Source organism: Streptomyces sp. NPDC050703, from assembly GCF_040654435.1.
Classification (GTDB): Bacteria; Actinomycetota; Actinomycetes; order Streptomycetales; family Streptomycetaceae; genus Streptomyces.
In genome coordinates, this window is record NZ_JBFAHX010000049.1 from 1 (window position 1) to 17,450 (window position 17,450).

Annotated in this window: 17 protein-coding genes; 6 read left to right on the top strand and 11 right to left on the bottom strand. The window is 73.9% G+C overall.

Annotated elements, in window-relative coordinates:
* Positions 1–76: 76 nt before the first annotated feature.
* From AB0I16_RS30860 to AB0I16_RS30875, 4 genes are all read right to left on the bottom strand, one after another.
* The gene (locus AB0I16_RS30860) at positions 77–451 is read right to left on the bottom strand and encodes an RNA polymerase-binding protein RbpA (protein WP_030360404.1); all 375 of its coding nucleotides are present in this window, start codon (positions 449–451) and stop codon (positions 77–79) included.
* A gap of 256 nt (positions 452–707) precedes the next feature.
* Positions 708–2,054: an MFS transporter gene (locus tag AB0I16_RS30865; RefSeq protein WP_363252934.1), complete on the bottom strand. Its 1,347-nt coding sequence runs from the start codon at positions 2,052–2,054 to the stop codon at positions 708–710.
* A 42-nt stretch (positions 2,055–2,096) separates the two neighbouring features.
* Positions 2,097–2,864, bottom strand: coding sequence for a glycerophosphodiester phosphodiesterase (locus AB0I16_RS30870; protein ID WP_363252935.1), 768 nt, complete (start codon positions 2,862–2,864; stop codon positions 2,097–2,099).
* Complete coding sequence (locus AB0I16_RS30875) at positions 2,861–3,484, bottom strand: hypothetical protein (protein WP_363252967.1); 624 nt, start codon at positions 3,482–3,484, stop codon at positions 2,861–2,863. Before AB0I16_RS30875 ends, AB0I16_RS30870 begins: the two co-directional genes overlap by 4 nt.
* Positions 3,485–3,678: 194 nt before the next feature.
* Here AB0I16_RS30875 and AB0I16_RS30880 point away from each other — a divergent pair, with 194 nt between their 5' ends.
* Positions 3,679–5,178, top strand: a complete 1,500-nt coding sequence (locus tag AB0I16_RS30880) for a PLP-dependent aminotransferase family protein (RefSeq protein ID WP_363252936.1) — start codon at positions 3,679–3,681, stop codon at positions 5,176–5,178.
* Between the two features lie 12 nt (positions 5,179–5,190).
* Here AB0I16_RS30880 and AB0I16_RS30885 read toward each other — a convergent pair whose 3' ends face one another.
* Entirely contained in the window at positions 5,191–6,768 is a 1,578-nt protein-coding gene (locus AB0I16_RS30885) for an ATP-binding protein (protein ID WP_363252937.1), read from the bottom strand.
* A gap of 40 nt (positions 6,769–6,808) precedes the next feature.
* Positions 6,809–7,003, bottom strand: coding sequence for a hypothetical protein (locus AB0I16_RS30890; RefSeq protein ID WP_062779671.1), 195 nt, complete (start codon positions 7,001–7,003; stop codon positions 6,809–6,811).
* Between the two features lie 274 nt (positions 7,004–7,277).
* Between AB0I16_RS30890 and AB0I16_RS30895 the strand changes: the two genes are divergently transcribed.
* Together AB0I16_RS30895 and AB0I16_RS30900 are read left to right on the top strand one after the other, a co-directional pair.
* Positions 7,278–7,670 carry an ankyrin repeat domain-containing protein gene (locus AB0I16_RS30895; protein WP_076687167.1) on the top strand — a complete coding sequence of 131 codons (393 nt, stop codon included), beginning with the start codon at positions 7,278–7,280 and terminating at the stop codon, positions 7,668–7,670.
* 299 nt (positions 7,671–7,969) lie between these two features.
* A complete protein-coding gene (locus AB0I16_RS30900; protein ID WP_363252938.1) occupies positions 7,970–9,388 on the top strand; it encodes a HEAT repeat domain-containing protein in 1,419 nt (472 codons plus the stop codon).
* Positions 9,389–9,439: 51 nt separating this feature from the next.
* On the opposite strand, the gene AB0I16_RS30905 is transcribed toward AB0I16_RS30900, so the two are convergent.
* Genes AB0I16_RS30905 through AB0I16_RS30925 form a run of 5 tightly spaced genes read right to left on the bottom strand, consistent with a single transcriptional unit; the run spans position 9,440 to position 13,824 of the window.
* The gene (locus AB0I16_RS30905) at positions 9,440–10,309 is read right to left on the bottom strand and encodes a biotin-dependent carboxyltransferase family protein (RefSeq protein WP_363252939.1); all 870 of its coding nucleotides are present in this window, start codon (positions 10,307–10,309) and stop codon (positions 9,440–9,442) included.
* Positions 10,306–10,932 carry an allophanate hydrolase subunit 1 gene (locus AB0I16_RS30910; protein ID WP_363252940.1) on the bottom strand — a complete coding sequence of 209 codons (627 nt, stop codon included), beginning with the start codon at positions 10,930–10,932 and terminating at the stop codon, positions 10,306–10,308. Before AB0I16_RS30910 ends, AB0I16_RS30905 begins: the two co-directional genes overlap by 4 nt.
* Positions 10,929–11,693, bottom strand: coding sequence for a 5-oxoprolinase subunit PxpA (locus AB0I16_RS30915; RefSeq protein ID WP_363252941.1), 765 nt, complete (start codon positions 11,691–11,693; stop codon positions 10,929–10,931). Before AB0I16_RS30915 ends, AB0I16_RS30910 begins: the two co-directional genes overlap by 4 nt.
* Before the next feature lie 29 nt (positions 11,694–11,722).
* A complete protein-coding gene (locus tag AB0I16_RS30920; RefSeq protein WP_363252942.1) occupies positions 11,723–12,526 on the bottom strand; it encodes a putative hydro-lyase in 804 nt (267 codons plus the stop codon).
* Positions 12,523–13,824: an MFS transporter gene (locus AB0I16_RS30925; protein ID WP_363252968.1), complete on the bottom strand. Its 1,302-nt coding sequence runs from the start codon at positions 13,822–13,824 to the stop codon at positions 12,523–12,525. Before AB0I16_RS30925 ends, AB0I16_RS30920 begins: the two co-directional genes overlap by 4 nt.
* Before the next feature lie 212 nt (positions 13,825–14,036).
* Between AB0I16_RS30925 and AB0I16_RS30930 the strand changes: the two genes are divergently transcribed.
* From AB0I16_RS30930 to AB0I16_RS30940, 3 genes are all read left to right on the top strand, one after another.
* A complete protein-coding gene (locus AB0I16_RS30930) occupies positions 14,037–14,741 on the top strand; it encodes a GntR family transcriptional regulator (RefSeq protein ID WP_363252943.1) in 705 nt (234 codons plus the stop codon).
* A gap of 138 nt (positions 14,742–14,879) precedes the next feature.
* Positions 14,880–16,406 (top strand): hypothetical protein, encoded by a 1,527-nt coding sequence (locus AB0I16_RS30935; RefSeq protein WP_363252944.1) that lies wholly within the window; start codon positions 14,880–14,882, stop codon positions 16,404–16,406.
* 76 nt (positions 16,407–16,482) lie between these two features.
* Positions 16,483–17,376 carry a hypothetical protein gene (locus AB0I16_RS30940; RefSeq protein WP_363252945.1) on the top strand — a complete coding sequence of 298 codons (894 nt, stop codon included), beginning with the start codon at positions 16,483–16,485 and terminating at the stop codon, positions 17,374–17,376.
* The last annotated feature ends 74 nt before the right edge of the window (positions 17,377–17,450 follow it).

Genomic DNA, 17,450 nt, shown 5'->3' on the forward strand with positions numbered 1-17,450 from the left:
ATCTCACTGCTGAGCAGTGGACCCGGCCCTCTTTGCTGCGCTTGAAACGTGGTGCGGTCGTGCGCCGCGTCCGTCGTCAGGCGGACTTGCGGCTGTCCCGCGGATGCACCGCGATGTTCATGGCGCCGGACCGGAGAACCGCGAGGCGCTCCTCCAGGACCTCCTCGAGTTCTTCTCGAGTACGCCGCTCCATGAGCATGTCCCAGTGCGTACGCGCCGGCTTGCCCTTCTTCTCCTCAGGTCCGTCGCCGTCCACCAGGAGTGCCTGGGCCCCGCAGACCTTGCACTCCCACTCCGGCGGGATCTCCGCCTCGACCGAGAACGGCATCTCGAAACGATGTCCGTTCTGGCATGCGTACTCCACGGCCTGGCGTGGAGCCAGGTCGATGCCGCGGTCGGTCTCGTAGCTTGTCACCACGAGGCGCGTGCCGCGAAGAGCTCGCTCACTCATGAATCGTGCCTCCCGGGCTTGTCGCCCACAGGACAGGTGTCGCTGTCGTCGTCATCCGGTCAACGTCCGGTCGGCGGTAAAGATTCCCGTTCAGGGTCATGCGTCGCCGTCGTATGCCGCCCCTTGTTGTACCCACCAGCGCCCGGTTTGTCACATCTGGTAGTAGATGTCACCCAGCGTTCCAGACACTTCAGCTCGCAGTAACGGTCCGCCTGGCAGGCCAAACGCGTACACTACCGGCCTTTGGCTCCAGTTGCTAAATCCGCTCGGGTACCGGATTCCCCGCGTCGCGCACCGCATGCCGTACCGGCACCCGCGCGAGCAGCGCGAAACCCAGCAGGAAGAAGGCCACGAGGGAGACGATCGCGTCCCGGTAGCTCCCCGTGAGCTGGTAGGTGAGCCCGAAGATCAGGGGCCCGAGCCAGGCCATGCCGCGGTCGCTGATCTCGTACGCCGAGAAGTACTCGGCCTCCTTGCCGCGCGGGACGAGATGCGAGAAGAGCGCGCGGGACAGCGCCTGCGTGCCGCCGAGCACGAGACCGATCCCGGCGGCGAGGACGAAGAACCAGACGGGCGCGCCCGCCGGCAGGAAGTACCCGGCCCCGATGGTCGCCGTCCAGGTGAGCAGGGAGCCGAGGATGGTCTTCTTGGCCCCGTGGGTCCGCGCGAGCCTGCCCATGCCGAGCGCCCCGGCGACGGCGAGCACCTGCACCAGCAGCACCGCGACGATCAGCGTGGACTGGCCGAGCCCCAGCTCCTCCGAGCCGTAGACGGACGCCTGCGAGATCACCGTCTGCACGCCGTCGTTGTAGACCAGGTAGGCCAGCAGGAACGCCAGCGTGTGCGGATGGCGGCGCATGTCCCGCACCGTCGACACCACCTGCCGCAGCCCTCCGCGCCCGGCGGGCCCCGCGGGCGCCACACGCCGGTCCCGCAGCCGCTTCAGGGGTACGAGGGTGAAGGCGCCCCACCACACACCGGCCGTGGCCAGGCAGATGCGGACCGCCGTCCCCTCCGAGACGCCGAAGCTGTCGTGCGCCAGGAACAGCACCAGGTCCGCCACCAGGACGAGGGCGCCGGAGGCGTAGCCGAAGGCCCAGCCGCGCGAGGAGACCGCGTCCCGCTCGTGGGGGAGGGCGATCTGCGGCAGATAGGAGTTGTAGAGGACCATCGAGACCGCGAGCGAGGCGTTGGCGACGATCAGCAGGATGCCGCCCAGGAGATAGCGGTCGCCGTCGAGGAAGAACATGCCCGTCGTCGCGGCGGCACCCAGGTAGGCGGCCACCGCGAGGAGGGGCTTCTTGCGGCCCGAGCGGTCGGCGGACGCGGCCGCCGGCGGCATCACGAAGACGGACAGGAGCACGGACGCGGAGACGGCGTACGCGAAGAACGATCCGGCGCTGACCGGTATGCCCAGTGGGTGGACGTAGCCGTCGGAGTCGGCGGCGGCCCTGGCGACCTCCGTCAGATAAGGCCCGAGGAACACCGTCAGGACGCTCGTGGAGTACACCGAGCACGCCCAGTCGTACACGTACCAGCCGTGCTGCTCGCGGCGCCGTACGGCGCTCTCGGCAGCCGTCTCCCGCACGCTGTCGGTGCTCACGCGTGACCCGCCGTTCCCCGTGGTGTGCCGCCCTTGCGGCGGTCAGACCCAGGTCCCCCGGCCCTTCAGCACCTCGCGCAGCGTCTCGATGTGATCGGAAACTATGCCATCCACCCCCAGGTCGAGAAGGGCGGCCATCCGGTCGGCGTCGTTCACCGTCCACACGTGCACCTGCAGCCCGCGCGCGTGGGCCGCCCGGACGAAGCGGCGGTCGACCACGCGGACGCCGGCGTGTGTCTCGGGCACCTGGGCGCAGACCGCGGAGCGGCGCGGGGCGGCGGGCACGCCGTACGAGAGCAGGCGCAGCGCCGCCACGCCGCGCGTGCCGAGGGAGGTGGCGAGGCGCGGGCCCGCGACGCGCCGCGCCCTGGCCACCCGGGTCTCGGAGAACGAGCCGACGCAGACGCGGTCCCAGCTGCCGGTGCGGCGCATCAGATCGAGCAGCGGCAGGAGCGCCGGCTCCGCCTTCATGTCGACGTTCCAGCGCACCTCGGGGAACTCTTCGAGCAGGTCCTCGAAGAGGGGCACCGGTTCGCGGCCGGCCACGCGCGCGTGGCGCACCTCGCTCCAGGGGAGGTCGATGATGCGTCCCGCCGTGTCCGTCACGCGCTCCAGCGTCGCGTCGTGGAAGGCCACGAGGCGGCCGTCGGCCGTGGCGTGCACGTCCGTCTCGATGTAGCGGTAGCCGAGCCCGACCGCCCGCCGGAAGGCGGCCGCGGTGTTCTCCAGGCCGTCCGCGGCGCCCCCGCGGTGGGCGAGGGCGAGGGGGCCGGGGTGGTCGAGGTAGGGATGGCGTACGCGCGAGGTCACGGTTGCAGTATCGCCCGCTCCGGAGGGCCGCCCGTGGCCGCCACGTGTCCCGCGGCGGGCGACGGCAGGGCGAACAGGCGCAGGAAGTACTGGGCGAGCGGGCCGATCGACAGGGCGTAGAGGACCGTGCCGACGCCGACGGTGCCGCCCAGCGCGAAGCCGGTGGCGACGACCGCCACCTCGATCGAGGTCCTGATCAGCCGCACCGAGCGGCCGGTCCGCGCGTGCAGGCCCGTCATGAGGCCGTCCCTCGGCCCCGGGCCGAAGGCGGCGGAGATGTAGAGCCCGGTGGCCACCCCGTTCAGGAGGATGCCGGCGGCCAGCAGGGGCACGCGGAGGGCCGGCCCGTGGACGTCCGGCAGCAGCGCGAGGACGGCGTCCATCGCCAGGCCGCAGACGACGACGTTCGACACCGTGCCGAGGCCCGGCCGCTGGCGCAGCGGTATCCACAGCAGGAGCACGGCGGCGCCCACCACGATCGACACGGCGCCGATGGAACGGCCCGTCAGCTCGGACAGGCCCTGGTTGAGGACGTTCCACGGCTCGGGGCCGAAGCCGGCCTCGATCATCAGTCCGGAACTCACGCCGTACAGGACGAGGCCTCCGTAGAGCTGGCCCAGGCGTCTGGGAAGGAGGGACCGCGGGTGCGGCGCCCTGCCGGGCTTCGGACCAGGCGTCGTGCCGGGCTGCGCCCCGGGCTTCGTACCGGACAAGGAAAAGCTCCCCCTGTAGTGCTGTCGGTGGACACATGACACCCTGTGGCGTGGAAGCAGGCCAAAACCACGGCCAATTCGGGGAAGGTGGACCGGTCATCATGGCTCAGTGGACGTCGGCGATGGGCTCGGCCCAGCTCGCCAGGCTCCTCGCCTCCCAGCAGGCCAGGCCGAGCGGCACGGGGGCCCGCAAGCCGCCCGCCTACCGGGCCCTGGCCGACGGCATCCGGCTGCTCGTGCTCGAAGGCCGTGTCCCGGTCGCCGCCCGCCTGCCCGCCGAGCGGGAGCTCGCCGTGGCGCTCGCCGTCAGCCGCACCACCGTCGCCGCCGCCTACGAGGCGCTGCGCACCGAGGGGTTCCTCGAATCCCGCAGGGGTGCGGGGAGCTGGACGGCCGCCCCCGCGGGCAACCCGCTGCCCGCGCGCGGTCTCGAACCGCTGCCGCCCGAGGCGCTCGGCTCCATGATCGACCTGGGCTGCGCCGCCCTGCCCGCGCCCGAGCCCTGGCTCACCCGCTCCGTGCAGGGCGCCCTCGAAGCGCTGCCGCCGTACGCGCACACGCACGGCGACTACCCCGCCGGGCTGCCCGCGCTGCGCGAGATGCTCGCCGAGCGCTACACCGCGCGCGGCATCCCGACCATGCCCGAGCAGATCATGGTGACCACGGGCGCGATGGGCGCCATCGACGCCATCTGCCACCTGTTCGCGGGGCGCGGCGAACGCATCGCCGTCGAGTCCCCCTCGTACGCCAACATCCTCCAGCTCATGCGCGAGGCGGGGGCGCGGCTCGTCCCCGTGGCCATGGCCGAGGGGCTCACGGGCTGGGACATGGACCGCTGGCGGCAGGTCCTGCGCGACGCCGCGCCCCGGCTCGCCTACGTCGTCGCCGACTTCCACAACCCCACCGGCGCGCTCGCCGACGAGGACAGGCGCAGGCAGCTCGTCGACGCCGCGCGCTCGGCGGGCACGGTCCTCGTGGTCGACGAGACGATGAGCGAACTGGGGTTCGACGCGGACCCGGACATGCCGCGCCCCGTCTGCGGGTTCGACCCGGCGGGCTCCACGGTCATCACGGTCGGCTCGGCGAGCAAGGCGTTCTGGGCGGGCATGCGCATCGGCTGGGTGCGGGCCGCCCCCGACGTGATCCGCAGCCTCGTCGCCGCCCGCGCCTACGCCGACCTCGGCACCCCGGTGCTCGAACAGCTCGCCGTGAACTGGCTCCTGAACACCGGCGGCTGGCAGGCCGCCGTCGACCTGCGCAGGGAGCAGGCGAGGGAGAACCGTGACGCGCTGGTCGCCGCCGTCCGCCGCGAGCTGCCCGACTGGGAGTTCGAGGTGCCGCGCGGCGGCCTGACGCTCTGGGTGCGCACCGGGGGGCTCTCCGGGTCACGCCTCGCCGAGGTCGGCGAGCGCGTCGGCGTACGGGTGCCCTCGGGGCCGCGCTTCGGGGTCGACGGCGCCTTCGAGGGGTACGTGCGGCTGCCGTTCACCGTGGGCGGCGCGGTGGCCGAGGAGGCCGCGGTGCGGCTCGCCGCGGCGGCCCGCCTGGTGGAGACGGGGGCCGGCGCGGGCGCCGAGGTCACGCACCCCTTCGTCGCCTGACGCCCCCGGTGCTCAGCCCTCCGCGGTGGCCGGCTGCTCCGTGGGGTCCGCGGCCCTGGCGGCGGGGGCGCTCCCGGCCGGGCCGCTCCGCGGCGGCAGCAGGTCCATGACCGCCTGCCGGTGCGTCTCGCTGGTGGCGTCGTCGTAGGGGTCCGGCGTCGCGGGCACCTGGAGGCGGTGCACCGGTCCCGTGCCGAGCCGCGCGTAGCCCCGGCCCGGCGGGACGTCCTGGGTGGGTGTCGTGTGCGGCGGCGTGCCGAGGACTTCGGCGAGCTGGTAGGGGACGGCGGGCCCGAGCACGACACGCGCGCGTGTGTGCTGCCGTACGGCGTCGCTCAGGGCGTCGAGGCAGTCGAGCTGGTCGGCCACCACGACCGTCACGTTGGCCGCCCTGCCGTGCCGCAGAGGTACCTCAAGGAGCGACTGGGGGTCCTCGCGGCCGTCGGCGGCGGCCAGGTGGCCGAGCGCGCTCGGGCGGTCGACGAGCAGCCACAGGGGGCGCCTGACGTCCTCGGGCGGGGAGTGGCCCGCCTGCCGGGCGCGGTTGGCGGCGATGAGCCTGCGCTCGGTCTCGTGCGCCGCCCATTCGAGGCTCGCCCGCGCCCCGGCGAGACCGCACTCGACGGCGAGCACTCCGTCGCGGCCCGCCAGGCACGCGTAGTCGCCGGTGCCGCTGCCCTCGACGACCAGGACGTCGCCGTGCCGCAGCGCCTGGAGGGCGAGGGAGCGCAGCAGTGTCGTGGCGCCGCTGCCGGGCCTGCCCACGACCAGCAGGTGGGGCTCGGTGGACCGGACGCCGGTGCGCCACACGACGGGGGACGCGTCGCGCGTGTCGTCGCCGTCGGTCACCGGCAGGGTGCGCTGCACGCCGGTCTCGTCGGTGAAGCCGAGGACCGTCTCGCCGGGGGCGGTGACGAAGCGCTGGGCCGCGATGTCGGTGGGCAGGGGGGCCAGCACAGTGAGCGTCAGTTCGTTGGCCTCCTCGTCCCAGGCGAAGTGGTACTCCCGGCCGCGGCCCGCCTTCGCGTGCAGCAAGGCCTCCACGCGCGCGCGGGACTCCGGGTCGCCGTCGGCGAAGTACGCGGGATAGCTCACCGCGAGGCAGCGGACGCGGCCGGTGTCGTCGAAGGCGTAGGAGGTGAGGGCCGCCGTCCAGTCGCCGCCGTGGGCGTAGAGCGGGGCGGGGTCGTCGGGGACGGAGAAGTGGGGCACGAGCGCTTCGTAGAGGGTCCGCAGCCGCTGTGTCTGTGCCTCGTCGGGGCCCTCGGGGACGGGTTCGGCGCGCTCGCGGCCCGCCCAGGCCGCCGCTCCCATCAGGCAGATCAGGGCCAGCATGCCCCCGAAGGGCACGAGGGCCACCACGAGGACCACGGACGCGGCCATGAACAGCAGGGGCCCGCGCCTGTCCTTGGGCGTGTCCGACCACTTGCGCCGCCCGGCCCCCGCGAGGCGGCGCAGTCCGCGGGTGATCGTGATGAGCGGGTGGAGGACGTCGGTGGCGCTGTCGACGGCCGACCGTGCCAGCTCCCGGCCCCGCGCGAGGGACGCGGTGCCGTTGCTCGTGATGCGGGGGAGTGGGCGCCTGGCCACGTCTGTCTCCTGGGGGTGCGTACGAGGGGCGGCGGGCAGGTCAGAACTTGATCCCGCCCAGGAGGCTCGCCAGGCTCGCGCCGCTCGCCTTGATGCTCGGCGCCAGGGCGGTGCCCGCGAGGTAGAAGCCGAAGAGGGCGCAGACGAGGGCGTGGGAGGCCTTGAGTCCGTCCTTGCGGAAGAAGAGGAAGACGATGATTCCGAGCAGCACGACACCTGAGATGGACAGGATCATGGGGTTCTCCTGGTTCGCGGGGGACAGTCACCATGAGGTGTTCCAGGCTCACAGCATGTATCCATACGACAAAAGGTGCAAAAGAGTGAAATCGTTACGATTTCCCTCGAATGGCGGAGGGCGCCAGGGCCACTCGTGAGCAGGTCAGGGCGTGGACGGCGGTCGGGAGGGCCTCCGCCTCGGTCGGGCCGCGCCATGTGCCCGTCAGGGCAGTACCCTGTCGATTCACTCGTACGGCTGCACACGCAGCGCACCCAGAAAGGCGGACGCCCCCATGAGCGAAGCCCATGACCCGGAGGTCGTGGAGCTGGCGACCAAGATCTTCGATCTGGCCCGCCAGGGCGACACCGCGGCGCTCGCGGCCTACGTCGACGCCGGTGTCCCCGCGAACCTCACGAACGACAGCGGCGACTCCCTGGTGATGCTCGCCGCCTACCACGGACACGCCGAGGCGGTCCGGGCCCTGCTGGAGCGCGGCGGCGACGCCAACCGCGCCAACGACCGGGGCCAGACACCGCTCGCCGGAGCCGTCTTCAAGGGCGAGAACGAGGTGATCCGCGCCCTCCTCGACGGCGGCGCCGATCCCGCGGCGGGCACCCCGTCGGCGATCGACACGGCCAGGATGTTCGCGAAGACGGAGCTGATCGAGCTGTTCGGGGCCGCCTGAGGGGGTACGCGACCAGCAACGACGGGGGCGCTGGAAATGTGGTCGCGGCGGGCACGACCGCCGGGTCATCATGACGACGTGATTCACGGACGCGACGGCGGGGCAGGTTCTGCCGCACCGCGTGGGCCGTGAGCGGCCCGCCCCCGGACCTCCGTCCGGGACCCGCGGGGCCACTGACGAGAGGCAGAGGAAAATGGTCTTCGACAAGCAAGAGACGGCGGGCGGCCCGACCTGTTGGCGCGCGGCCAGGTAATGCGTGATTCCCGGTTGCGTCGACGCTTGATGTGAGGCTGTTTCCCATGTTCGATCCGGTCATAGCGCCCAGCGGTACGCTGCTCGGCCTGCTGCAGCGGGGCCGCGGCGACGGCACCCTGCACGCCCTCACGGCACCCCGGCACGAGGCGCTCGCCGCCCTCGACCACTGCGTGCTGAACGACCCACGCCACGACTGGCAGGTGGAGAACCGCTCGCTGTACTACGCCCGGCTCTACCTCGACCTGAACGGCGGGCTCGGCGAGATCGAGCGGCACCTCTTCGACGCCGAGGACGTCCTGGACACCGAGGACTCACGGACCGGGCTCGCCCTCGCGGTCCTCGGTCACCTCGCCTCCTACGGCCGCGACGACGCCCTGGAGCTCCTGCGCGGATACGCGCGAACCGGGGCGAACTGGGCCTGGGCCCTCGACGAACTCGCGCTGCGGGACGACGACGCGGGCCTGCGCGCCCTCGCCGCCTCCGTGCTCGCCAGGTTCCCCGCCGACGCCCAGGGCGAGGCCGACCTCGCCGCCGCCGTCCGGGACGCCTACGAACCGCGCCCCTGGCGGCTCTGGGAGGAGGACCCGCGCCCCGGCATCGGCGCCCGCGTGCGAGCCGCGCGCGAGCAGGGCTCCTTCGACCGCTGGCAGCGCCAGATGCGGCCGTCGGGGCCGCGGCCGGGCTGGAGCGTCCAGGCCGTCCTCGACTGGGCCCAGGAGGGCCTTGAGCGCGGCGCCGTGCTGCACGTGCCCGCCGCCCGCTGCCTGTCCGCCGTCGCCGGCCCCGAGGACCGGCCCGAGATCATCGAGGCCGCCCGCAGCGGCTCCGACGGGGCACGCGGCACCGCCCTGCGCTATCTCGCGGACGCCCAGGACCCGGCCGTCCTCGACCTCATCGAGCACGCCGTGGAGAGCCCCTCACGGTCCGTGGTGGACGCCGCCATCGAGGCCTTCGAACGCATGCGGAGCGTCGCCGCCGTCGAGCGCGCCCGGCGCTGGGCCTACCGCCCCGACGCCCTCGGGGCCGCCGCCGGGCGTGTGCTCGCCTGCCGGGGCGGTGCGCAGGACAGCAAGCCGGTCCTCGCCGCGCTGCGCGAGGCCGTCAGGGGCGAGGGCCCCGACGCGCCGACGCTGTGGAGCCTCGTCGACGGCGCGGGGCGCCTCGGCATCGCCTGCGCGGCCCCCGTGCTGCGCCACGTCTACCGCGAGACCGCCTCGTCGCAGCTCCGCGGCCGGGCCGCCCGCGCGCTCGCCGCCACCGACCCCTCCTTCGCCGTCGGATTCGCCGTCGAATGCCTCTGGGACTGCGAGGAGTCCACCCGCGAGGTCGCCGCCCGGCACGCCGAGACCGGCGACGCCCGCGTCGTCAACCGCCTCCGCAGGCTCGCCGCCGACCCCGCCGAGGAGGACGAGGTGCAGACCGCCGTCCGCAGCCGGATCGGCCCCGACGCGCCCGCGGTGTAGCCGACGCGCCCGCGGTGTAGCCGGCGCGGATGGGCCCCGGGCCGCCGCGGGTCAGCGCCGGCCGACGCGGACGAAGCGCACCGGCGTCCCCGGCGGGGCCTGGGCCGCCGCCGCGAGGCCGGCCTCGCGGACGACCGCGATCACCGGGTAGCCCCCGGTGGTGGGGTGGTCGGCGAGGAAGACCACCGGCCTGCCGTCGGGCGGCACCTGGACCGCGCCGAGGACCATGCCCTCGCTCGGCAGCTCGCCGTCGAAGGCACGTTCCAGGGCGGGCCCCTCGGTGCGCAGGCCGATGCGGTTGCTCGCCGACGACACGCGGTACGCACGCGTGGTCAGCGTCGCCAGGGCCGCCGCCGTGAACCAGTCCGCCCGCGGCCCGAGCGTCACGTCGAGCACCAGCTCTGCCGGGGGCGAGGGCTGCGGAACGGCGTCCACGCGTGCGTGCGTGCCGCTCGGGTCGCCGAGCGGCAGTACGGCGCCCGTCGTGAGCGGCGGCGGCCCGAGCCCGGAGAGCAGATCCGTCGAACGGCTGCCGAGCACCGGGTCGACGGCCACGCCGCCGTCGAACGCGACGTAGCACCGCACTCCGGAGACGACGGACCCGACGTCGACGAGCGCCCCCGCGGGTACGCGCACCGGCGCCCCCCAGGGGGCGGGGCGGCCGTCCACGGTCACCGGGCAGGGGGCGCCGCCGACCGCGACCGTCACGGGTCCGCGAGGGCGTACGGCACAGCCGTCGAGGGTGGTCTCCAGGACCGCCGCGCCGGGGGCGTTGCCCACCAGGCGGTTCACCAGGCGTGCCGCGGGCGGGTCGAGCGCCCCCGAGCGGGGCACCCCGAGATGGGCGTGGCCGGGGCGGCCCAGGTCCTGCACGGTGGTCAGGGCCCCGGGCCGCACGACGTGGAGGGCGCGGTCGGTCATGGGGCCTCCGGCGCGTCGGCCACGGCGAAGCGGACGCGCACGCCGGGGGAGAGCAGGGCCGCGGGCACGCGCGCGTGGTCCCACAGCACGGCCTCCGTCGAGCCGATCAGCTGCCAGCCGCCGGGCGAGGCGCGCGGGTAGACGCCGGTGTAGGGCCCGGCGAGCGCGACGCTGCCGCGCGGGACGGTGGTGCGGGGCGTGGCCCGGCGGGGCACTTCGTAGCGCTCGGCGAGGCCCGTCAGATAGCCGAAGCCGGGGGCGAAGCCGCAGAAGGCGACGCGGAACTCGGCCGCCGAGTGGATGCGTGCCACCTCGGGCACGTCCACCCCCCAGAGCGCCGCGACGTCGGCGAGGTCGGGGCCGTCGTAGCGCACCGGGATCTCCAGGACGGCTCCCTCCCGCGGCGGCAGCGGCGGGACCTCCCAGCGGGGCAGCTCTTCCCGGAGGCGTGCGGGCTCCTCCAGGCCGTCCAGGAGGACGGTACGGGCCGCGGGCACGATCTCCCGCACCCGGAGGGCGCCCGTGGCCCTCCGGCGCAGCAGCTCGGCGTGGAGGGCCTGCGCCTCGGCCCCGTCGGCCAGTTCGACCAGCAGGGCGTGCTCGCCCACCGGCAGGGCCCTCACGCGAAGGCCGCCACGCGCACGCCCGCCGACTCCAGGCACGAGCGGACGCGCCGGGCCAGGTCCACGGCTCCCGGGGTGTCGCCGTGCAGGCACAGCGACCGCGCGCGGACCGCGATCCCGCGCCCGGAGAGCGAGGTGACGGTGCCGGCCCGTGCCATGCCGAGGGAGCGCTCGACGACCGCGTCCCCGTCAGTGATCACCGCGCCCTCGGCGCCGCGCGGGACGAGGGTGCCCTCGTCGGTGTAGGCGCGGTCCGCGAACGCCTCGGTGACGACCGGGAGTCCGGCCCCGGCCGCCGCCTCCAGGAGGCGCGATCCGGGCAGCCCCAGGACGGGCATCGCGTCATGCGCGAGGAGGACGCCCTCGACGACCGCGCCCGCCTGCACCTCGTCGTGCACCACGCGGTTGTAGAGCGCGCCGTGCGGCTTGACGTACGCCACGCGCGTGCCCGCCGCCCGCGCGAACACCTCCAGGGCGCCGATCTGGTACGCCACTTCGGCCGCCAGCTCGGCGGCCGGCACGTCCATCGCGCGCCGGCCGAAGCCCGCCAGGTCGCGGTAGGAGACCTGCGCCCCGATCCGTACCCCGCGCTCCGCGGCGCGCTCGCAGACCCGGCGCATGGTGGCCGGGTCGCCCGCGTGGAAGCCGCAGGCCACGTTGGCGCTGGTGACGACGGACAGCAGCGCGTCGTCGTCGGTCAGGTGCCAGCGGCCGAAGCCCTCGCCGAGGTCGGCGTTGAGGTCGATGGTCGGGGTGCTCATGTGCGTGATTCTCCTGTGGTTCTCGTCGGTCACGCCACGCGGTACTGCTCGTCGCGGGCGTCCGTGACGAACATCCGGCCGGGCGCGTGCGTGATCGCGAAGGGTGGCCCGGACGCCATCACCGCGGCCTGCGGCGTCACCCCGCAGGCCCAGAAGACCGGGATGTCGCCGGGCCGCGGGACCACCGGGTCGCCGAAGTCGGGCCGGCCGAGGTCGGCGATGCCGAGCCCCGCGGGGTCGCCGCAGTGCACCGGGCTGCCGTGCACCGCGGGCATCAGGGAACTCTCCCTGATGGCGTCGTCCAGGTGCTCGGGCGGCACGGGCCGCATGGAGACCACCATGGGGCCGTGCAGCCGCCCCGCGGGACGGCAGGGGCGCTCGGTCACGTACATCGGGACGTTGCGGCCCTGCTCGATGTGGCGCAGGGGGACACCCGCGTCGGCGAGCGCCCACTCGAAGGTGAAGCTGCACCCGATCAGGAACGACACCAGGTCGTCACGCCAGTGGCCGACGACGTCGGTGGGCTCGTCGGTCAGCGTGCCGTGCTCCCAGACGCGGTAGCGCGGCAGATCCGTGCGCAGGTCGGCGCCGGGGGCCAGGGGAGTGGTCCAGGAGCCCGCGTCCGTGACGTCGAGCACCGGGCAGGGCTTGGGGTTGCGCTGGCAGAACAGCAGCATGTCGTACGCCCAGTCGGCGGGGACCGAGATGAGGTTGGCCTGCGTGTATCCGGCGGCGCAGCCCGCGGTCGGCCGCGCCTCGCCGGCCCGGAAGGCCGCGCGGGCCTCGGCGGCGGTGCGGTACCGGGGGGCTTCGGTGTGCGCGGGCTTCGTCACAGCAGTTCCCTTCCCTTGGTCTCCGGCAGGCCGAACAGCGCGACGACGGCGAGGGCGTACCCCAGGGCGCCGAAGACCAGCGCGCCGCCGACGCCCCAGCTGTCGGCGAGGAAGCCGACCATGGTGGGGAACACGGCGCCCACCGCGCGGCCGGTGTTGTACGTGAAGCCCTGCCCCGTGCCGCGCACGGCGGCCGGGTACAGCTCGCTGAGGAACGAGCCGAAGCCGCTGAAGATCGCCGACATGCAGAAGCCCAGCGGGAAACCGAGCACCAGGAGAAGGCCGTTGGCCCCGTCGGGGATGTTCGTGTAGGCGAGGATGCAGGCCGCGGAGAGGAAGGCGAAGAGCGTGATGTTCCGCTTCCTGCCGAGGATGTCGGTCAGGTAGCCGCCCGCCAGGTAGCCGATGAAGGCGCCGGAGATGAGGAAGGCCAGGTAGCCGCCGGTGCCGACGACGGTGAGGCCGCGGTCGCTCTTCAGATACGTCGGAACCCAGGTGGCCAGCGTGTAGTAGCCGCCCTGCACGCCCGTGGACAGCAGCACCGCGAAGAGCGTGGTGCGCAGCAGCCCCGGCTTGAAGATGGCGGTGAACGAGCCCTTGTCGGTGCTCCTGCGCCGCTCCTCGGCGGCCTCCGGCGCGTCCTGCACGTTGCGGCGCACATAGATGATCAGCAGGGCGGGGAGCGCGCCCGTCCAGAACATCACGCGCCAGGCGATGTCCCCGTCCAGGAAGTGGAAGACCACGGTGTAGACGACCACCGCGAGTCCCCAGCCCACGGCCCAGGAGCTCTGGATCGCGCCGAGGGTACGCCCGCGGTTCTTGGCGGTGGCGTACTCGGCGACGAGGATCGCGCCGACCGCCCACTCGCCGCCGAAACCGAGGCCCTGGAGGGCGCGGAAGACCAGCAGGGTCTCGTAGTTGGGTGCGAAGCCGCAGGCCACGGTGAAGACGGCGTAGGTGATGACGGTGATCATCAGCGCCTTGACCCGGCCGATCCGGTCGGCGATGACGCCCGCGACGGCACCGCCCACGGCGGAGACCACGAGGGTCACCGTGGTGATGAGCCCGGTCTGGCCGCTGTCGAGGCCGAAGTAGGCGGCGAGCGCCACCATGCTCAGCGGCAGCGTGAAGTAGTCGTAGGAGTCGAGGGCGTAGCCGCCGAAGGCTCCGGCGAAGGCCCGGCGGCCGCGCGGACCGAGGGCACGGAGCCAGCCGAGGACGCCGTCGTCACCCGGCGATATATCCCTTTCGGGATCGATGTCGGCCGGAGCGGCCTTGGCGGGAGGGGTCGTGCTCATGGGCACCTCGCAGATGAGGGACGGAGGGTGCTGGAGCGGGTCGAGCCGGAGCGGGTCGTACGCGAGCGGGTCGTACGCGGACGGTTCGGGCGCGGACGGTTCGAGCGCGGGGCCCGACGGGTGGCGAGCCGTGCCCGCCAAGGTAGAGGATCGTTGAACGATCCCTCAATACCCATGTTGTCTCGTTCTTGTATCTGCGATTGAATCCCGGCATGGCGGAGGGGACGACTGAAGTGAGCGGCCTGGCCGACGACCGTGCGCTCCTCGGGCGCACCAGCACGGCCGAGCGGGTGTCGGACATCCTCAGGAGCCGCATAGCCGAGGGCTACTTCCCGCCCGGCACACGGCTCTCCGAGGACGCCATCGGCGGAGCGCTCGGCGTCTCGCGCAACACGCTCCGCGAGGCCTTCCGGCTGCTCACGCACGAACGGCTCCTCGTCCACCGGCTCAACCGCGGCGTCTTCGTACGGGTGCTCACGATCGAGGACGTCGAGGACATCTACCGCACGCGTCGCCTCGTGGAGTGCGCCGTCGTCCGCGGACTCGGCGAGCCCCCGTACGCGCTCGACGGCGTCGCGGGCGCCGTCGCGGACGGTGTGGCCGCCGCCGCGGACAAGCACTGGAAGGGCGTCTCCACCGCCAACATCCACTTCCACCGCGAACTCGTCGCCCTCGCCGGCAGCGCCCGCACCGACGAGCTGATGCGCAGCGTCTTCGCCGAACTGCGCCTGGCCTTCCACGTGGTGGACGACGCGCGCCGCCTCCACGAGCCCTACCTCGAACGCAACCAGCAGATCCTCAGGACGCTGCGGGAGGGGAGCGCCGCGCGGGCCGAACGGCTCCTGGCGGCCTACCTGGAGGACTCCCTCGCCGGTCTGGTCGAGGTGTACGGACGGCGGGTGAACGGCGGCGCCTGACCGCGGCGGCCGGCCGGTGGCCGACGCTCCGGGGGCCGGTGGCCGAGCCGTCGGCGGCCGGTCGGCCGAGGCGCCGGGTCCGCCGAGGGTTCTGCGCCGTTTCGACCGTTGTCAGACCGAGGACCTAGGGTGTGCACCGTGACTTCGCCTGCCGTTACGGACACCGCTCCGCCCCAGCTCAGCGCGGGGCCGAGGCCCGCTCAGGGCCCGGCCGCCGACGAGGGCCTGGCGCGCCGCCTGCGCGCCCTCGCCTGCACGGCTCCGCTGCACGACCTCGACGTGCGCAAGGCCAACCTCGCGGGCGAGTACACGGTGTACGCGATGGCGGAGGTGGCCCTGGCCGCCATCGACCTCGTCACGCTGAACATGGACTTCGACACCGGCGCCGACCACGAGCAGATCGTCGCCCGGCTGCTGCCGCGCGTCGCCGCCCAGGCCCCGCGCCGCCCGGCCGCCGAGCACGAGCGGGTGGCCCGCTGGGTCCTGGAGAACCTGATCAACGTCGGCAGCGTCGACCGCGGCTTCCGCGCGGTGTACGGCACGTTCGCCCCCGACGGGACGTATGTCCGCAGGGACTACGACTTCAAGCTCCTCGAAGAGGTCCCCGGGTACGGCGGCGGTGTCTATCTGCGCACGACCGACGAGGCGGTCAACGTCCTGGTGGGCGCCCTCGACACCGACGTCACCAGCGCCCAGATCGCCGCCGAGGTGAAGCTGGAGGTCCTGATCAACCGCGGCAGGCTCGCCGACGCGCAGCTCGCCGCCGAGCAGGCGCGGTACCGCACGGTGCAGTATGCCGAGACACTGCGCAAGGCCCTCGACGCCACCCGGCGCAACGTCCGCGCGGTGGACTGGCTGCGGGCCGTCCCCGACATGATCGCCGAGGCGCTCGACCACGTGGCCGACCGCTACCGCCACGAGAACGCGATCCTCACCAACATCCGCAAGGCCCGCGACGAGTCCGAGGACCCCGAGCACAAGCGCCGCGCCGCCGAGCTGGTCGACATCGTCAAGGACTGCATCCGCCGCCACACCCAGCTGCAGTCCCGCCTCCTCGAAGCGGGCCCGCTGTTCCGCGCCGAGCAGGACCGCCAGGCCTTCGCGGCGCCCACCGCGCGCGCGGGCCTCGATCTGTACGGACAGCTCCTCGCCCCCCTCCTGCCGCTCCCCGCCGAGCGGGCCACGCGCGTGACCGACGCCTTCTTCGCCCGCGGCACCGGCCTGCGCACGCCCGTCTCCGTCCGCGTCGGCGACCTCGTCGACATACTGCTCACACCCCCCGTCGAGCGCGAGCACCTCGGCGCGGAGATGCCCGAGCCCGATCTGATCGCCACCCCGGACGACAGCCGCTTCAGCGAGGAACAGCTCGCGAGCGCCATGGACCTGCTCGACCTGCCGTCCGACGCGCCACGACGGCTCTCCGGGCTGCTCGCCGAGGCCCGCGTCCGCGACCCCGAACTGCCCTACCTGGTCGCGCTCCTGGCCGTCCACGCGGCGAGCCCGCCGGTCGGCACCGCCTACCGCCAGGGCGAGGAGAAGCTGCTCTTCGCCGTGGACGACGGCACGGAACTCGACGACGAGGAGTTCGGCGGCGCCGACCTCATCGTCGGCACCGCCCTCCTCGACGCCGCCGGCATGGCGGCCGACCGGACGGAGGCGGCATGACCGCGACCCGCACCAGCCCGTGCCGCCCCGCCGGCCCCTCCCCGTACCGCCACAGCCCCACCAAGGAGCACACGCCGTGACCGACCACCCCGCAGAGCACGCCGCGTGGGGCGAGCCGGACCCCACGACGGCCCCCGCGGCCACCGCGCCCGTCACCCCGGCGGACGCCGCCGACGCCGCGCGGCTCGTCTCCTTCGGCCTCCAGCCCAAGCTCCAGCCCGCCCGCGACCAGGAGTACGGCGAACTCCTGCGCCGCTACCGCGAGGACCCGCCCTTCGCGCGGCTCGCCGACGCCGTCGCCACCGGGCTCGGCCTCGTCGTCCTTGAGGTCTCCCCGCGCGCGGGCATGGCCGTGACCGCCGCCGAGGACTCCCTCTTCGCCGTCCGCATGGGCGACTACGCCCGCCGTGCCGCCACCGACTCCACCGACCGCTTCCTGCACGGCCTCGCGCACCTCGCCGTCGCCGCCATGGCCTTCCCGCGCCCCGAGGACCTCGCCGACGACGGCTACATCGGCCGGGTCACGGTCAACGGCGTCGACGCGTTCGTCCGCCAGGCCTGCCGCCGCCTGGAGGAACGCGCCGAGGAGCAGGGCGAGAACACCGACCCGGCCACCGACGCCCCCGGCCTGGAGGCCGCCTGGCGGATCTGGGCACGGCGCAGCTCGACCGGCGCCACCAAGGACGCCCGCCGCCTGGCCGGTTCGACCACCGGCATCGTCGCCAAGGCGGTCGCCTTCCTCACCGACTCCGGGTTCCTCCAGCGCACGGGCGACGACTCCGGAGGGACGTACCGCACCACGGCCCGCTACCAGCTCCAGGTGCGCGACATGGCGGGCAGCGCCGCCATGGCCGAACTGCTCGACCTCGGCGTCGTCCCGGTCACCGACGGCTCGGCGACGCTGCTGCCGCCCGAAGACACCGACGATCTGGAGCTGGCCGCGGACGCGGGACTGCCCTTCCACTCCTGACCCCCTCCGGCCCGCGTACCGGGCCCGCCCCGCCCCTCCCCGCCGTTCCCCACGACTTACGACGAGAGTCCGCC

Bases quoted from the DNA above. Each gene is read 5' to 3' on its own strand.
- AB0I16_RS30860 (WP_030360404.1), bottom strand. From the start codon at position 451: ATGAGTGAGCGAGCTCTTCGCGGCACGCGCCTCGTGGTGACAAGCTAC.
- AB0I16_RS30880 (WP_363252936.1), top strand. From the start codon at position 3,679: ATGGCTCAGTGGACGTCGGCGATGGGCTCGGCCCAGCTCGCCAGGCTC.
- AB0I16_RS30890 (WP_062779671.1), bottom strand. From the start codon at position 7,003: ATGATCCTGTCCATCTCAGGTGTCGTGCTGCTCGGAATCATCGTCTTC.
- AB0I16_RS30895 (WP_076687167.1), top strand. From the start codon at position 7,278: ATGAGCGAAGCCCATGACCCGGAGGTCGTGGAGCTGGCGACCAAGATC.
- AB0I16_RS30900 (WP_363252938.1), top strand. From the start codon at position 7,970: ATGTTCGATCCGGTCATAGCGCCCAGCGGTACGCTGCTCGGCCTGCTG.
- AB0I16_RS30905 (WP_363252939.1), bottom strand. From the start codon at position 10,309: ATGACCGACCGCGCCCTCCACGTCGTGCGGCCCGGGGCCCTGACCACC.
- AB0I16_RS30915 (WP_363252941.1), bottom strand. From the start codon at position 11,693: ATGAGCACCCCGACCATCGACCTCAACGCCGACCTCGGCGAGGGCTTC.
- AB0I16_RS30925 (WP_363252968.1), bottom strand. From the start codon at position 13,824: ATGAGCACGACCCCTCCCGCCAAGGCCGCTCCGGCCGACATCGATCCC.
- AB0I16_RS30930 (WP_363252943.1), top strand. From the start codon at position 14,037: ATGGCGGAGGGGACGACTGAAGTGAGCGGCCTGGCCGACGACCGTGCG.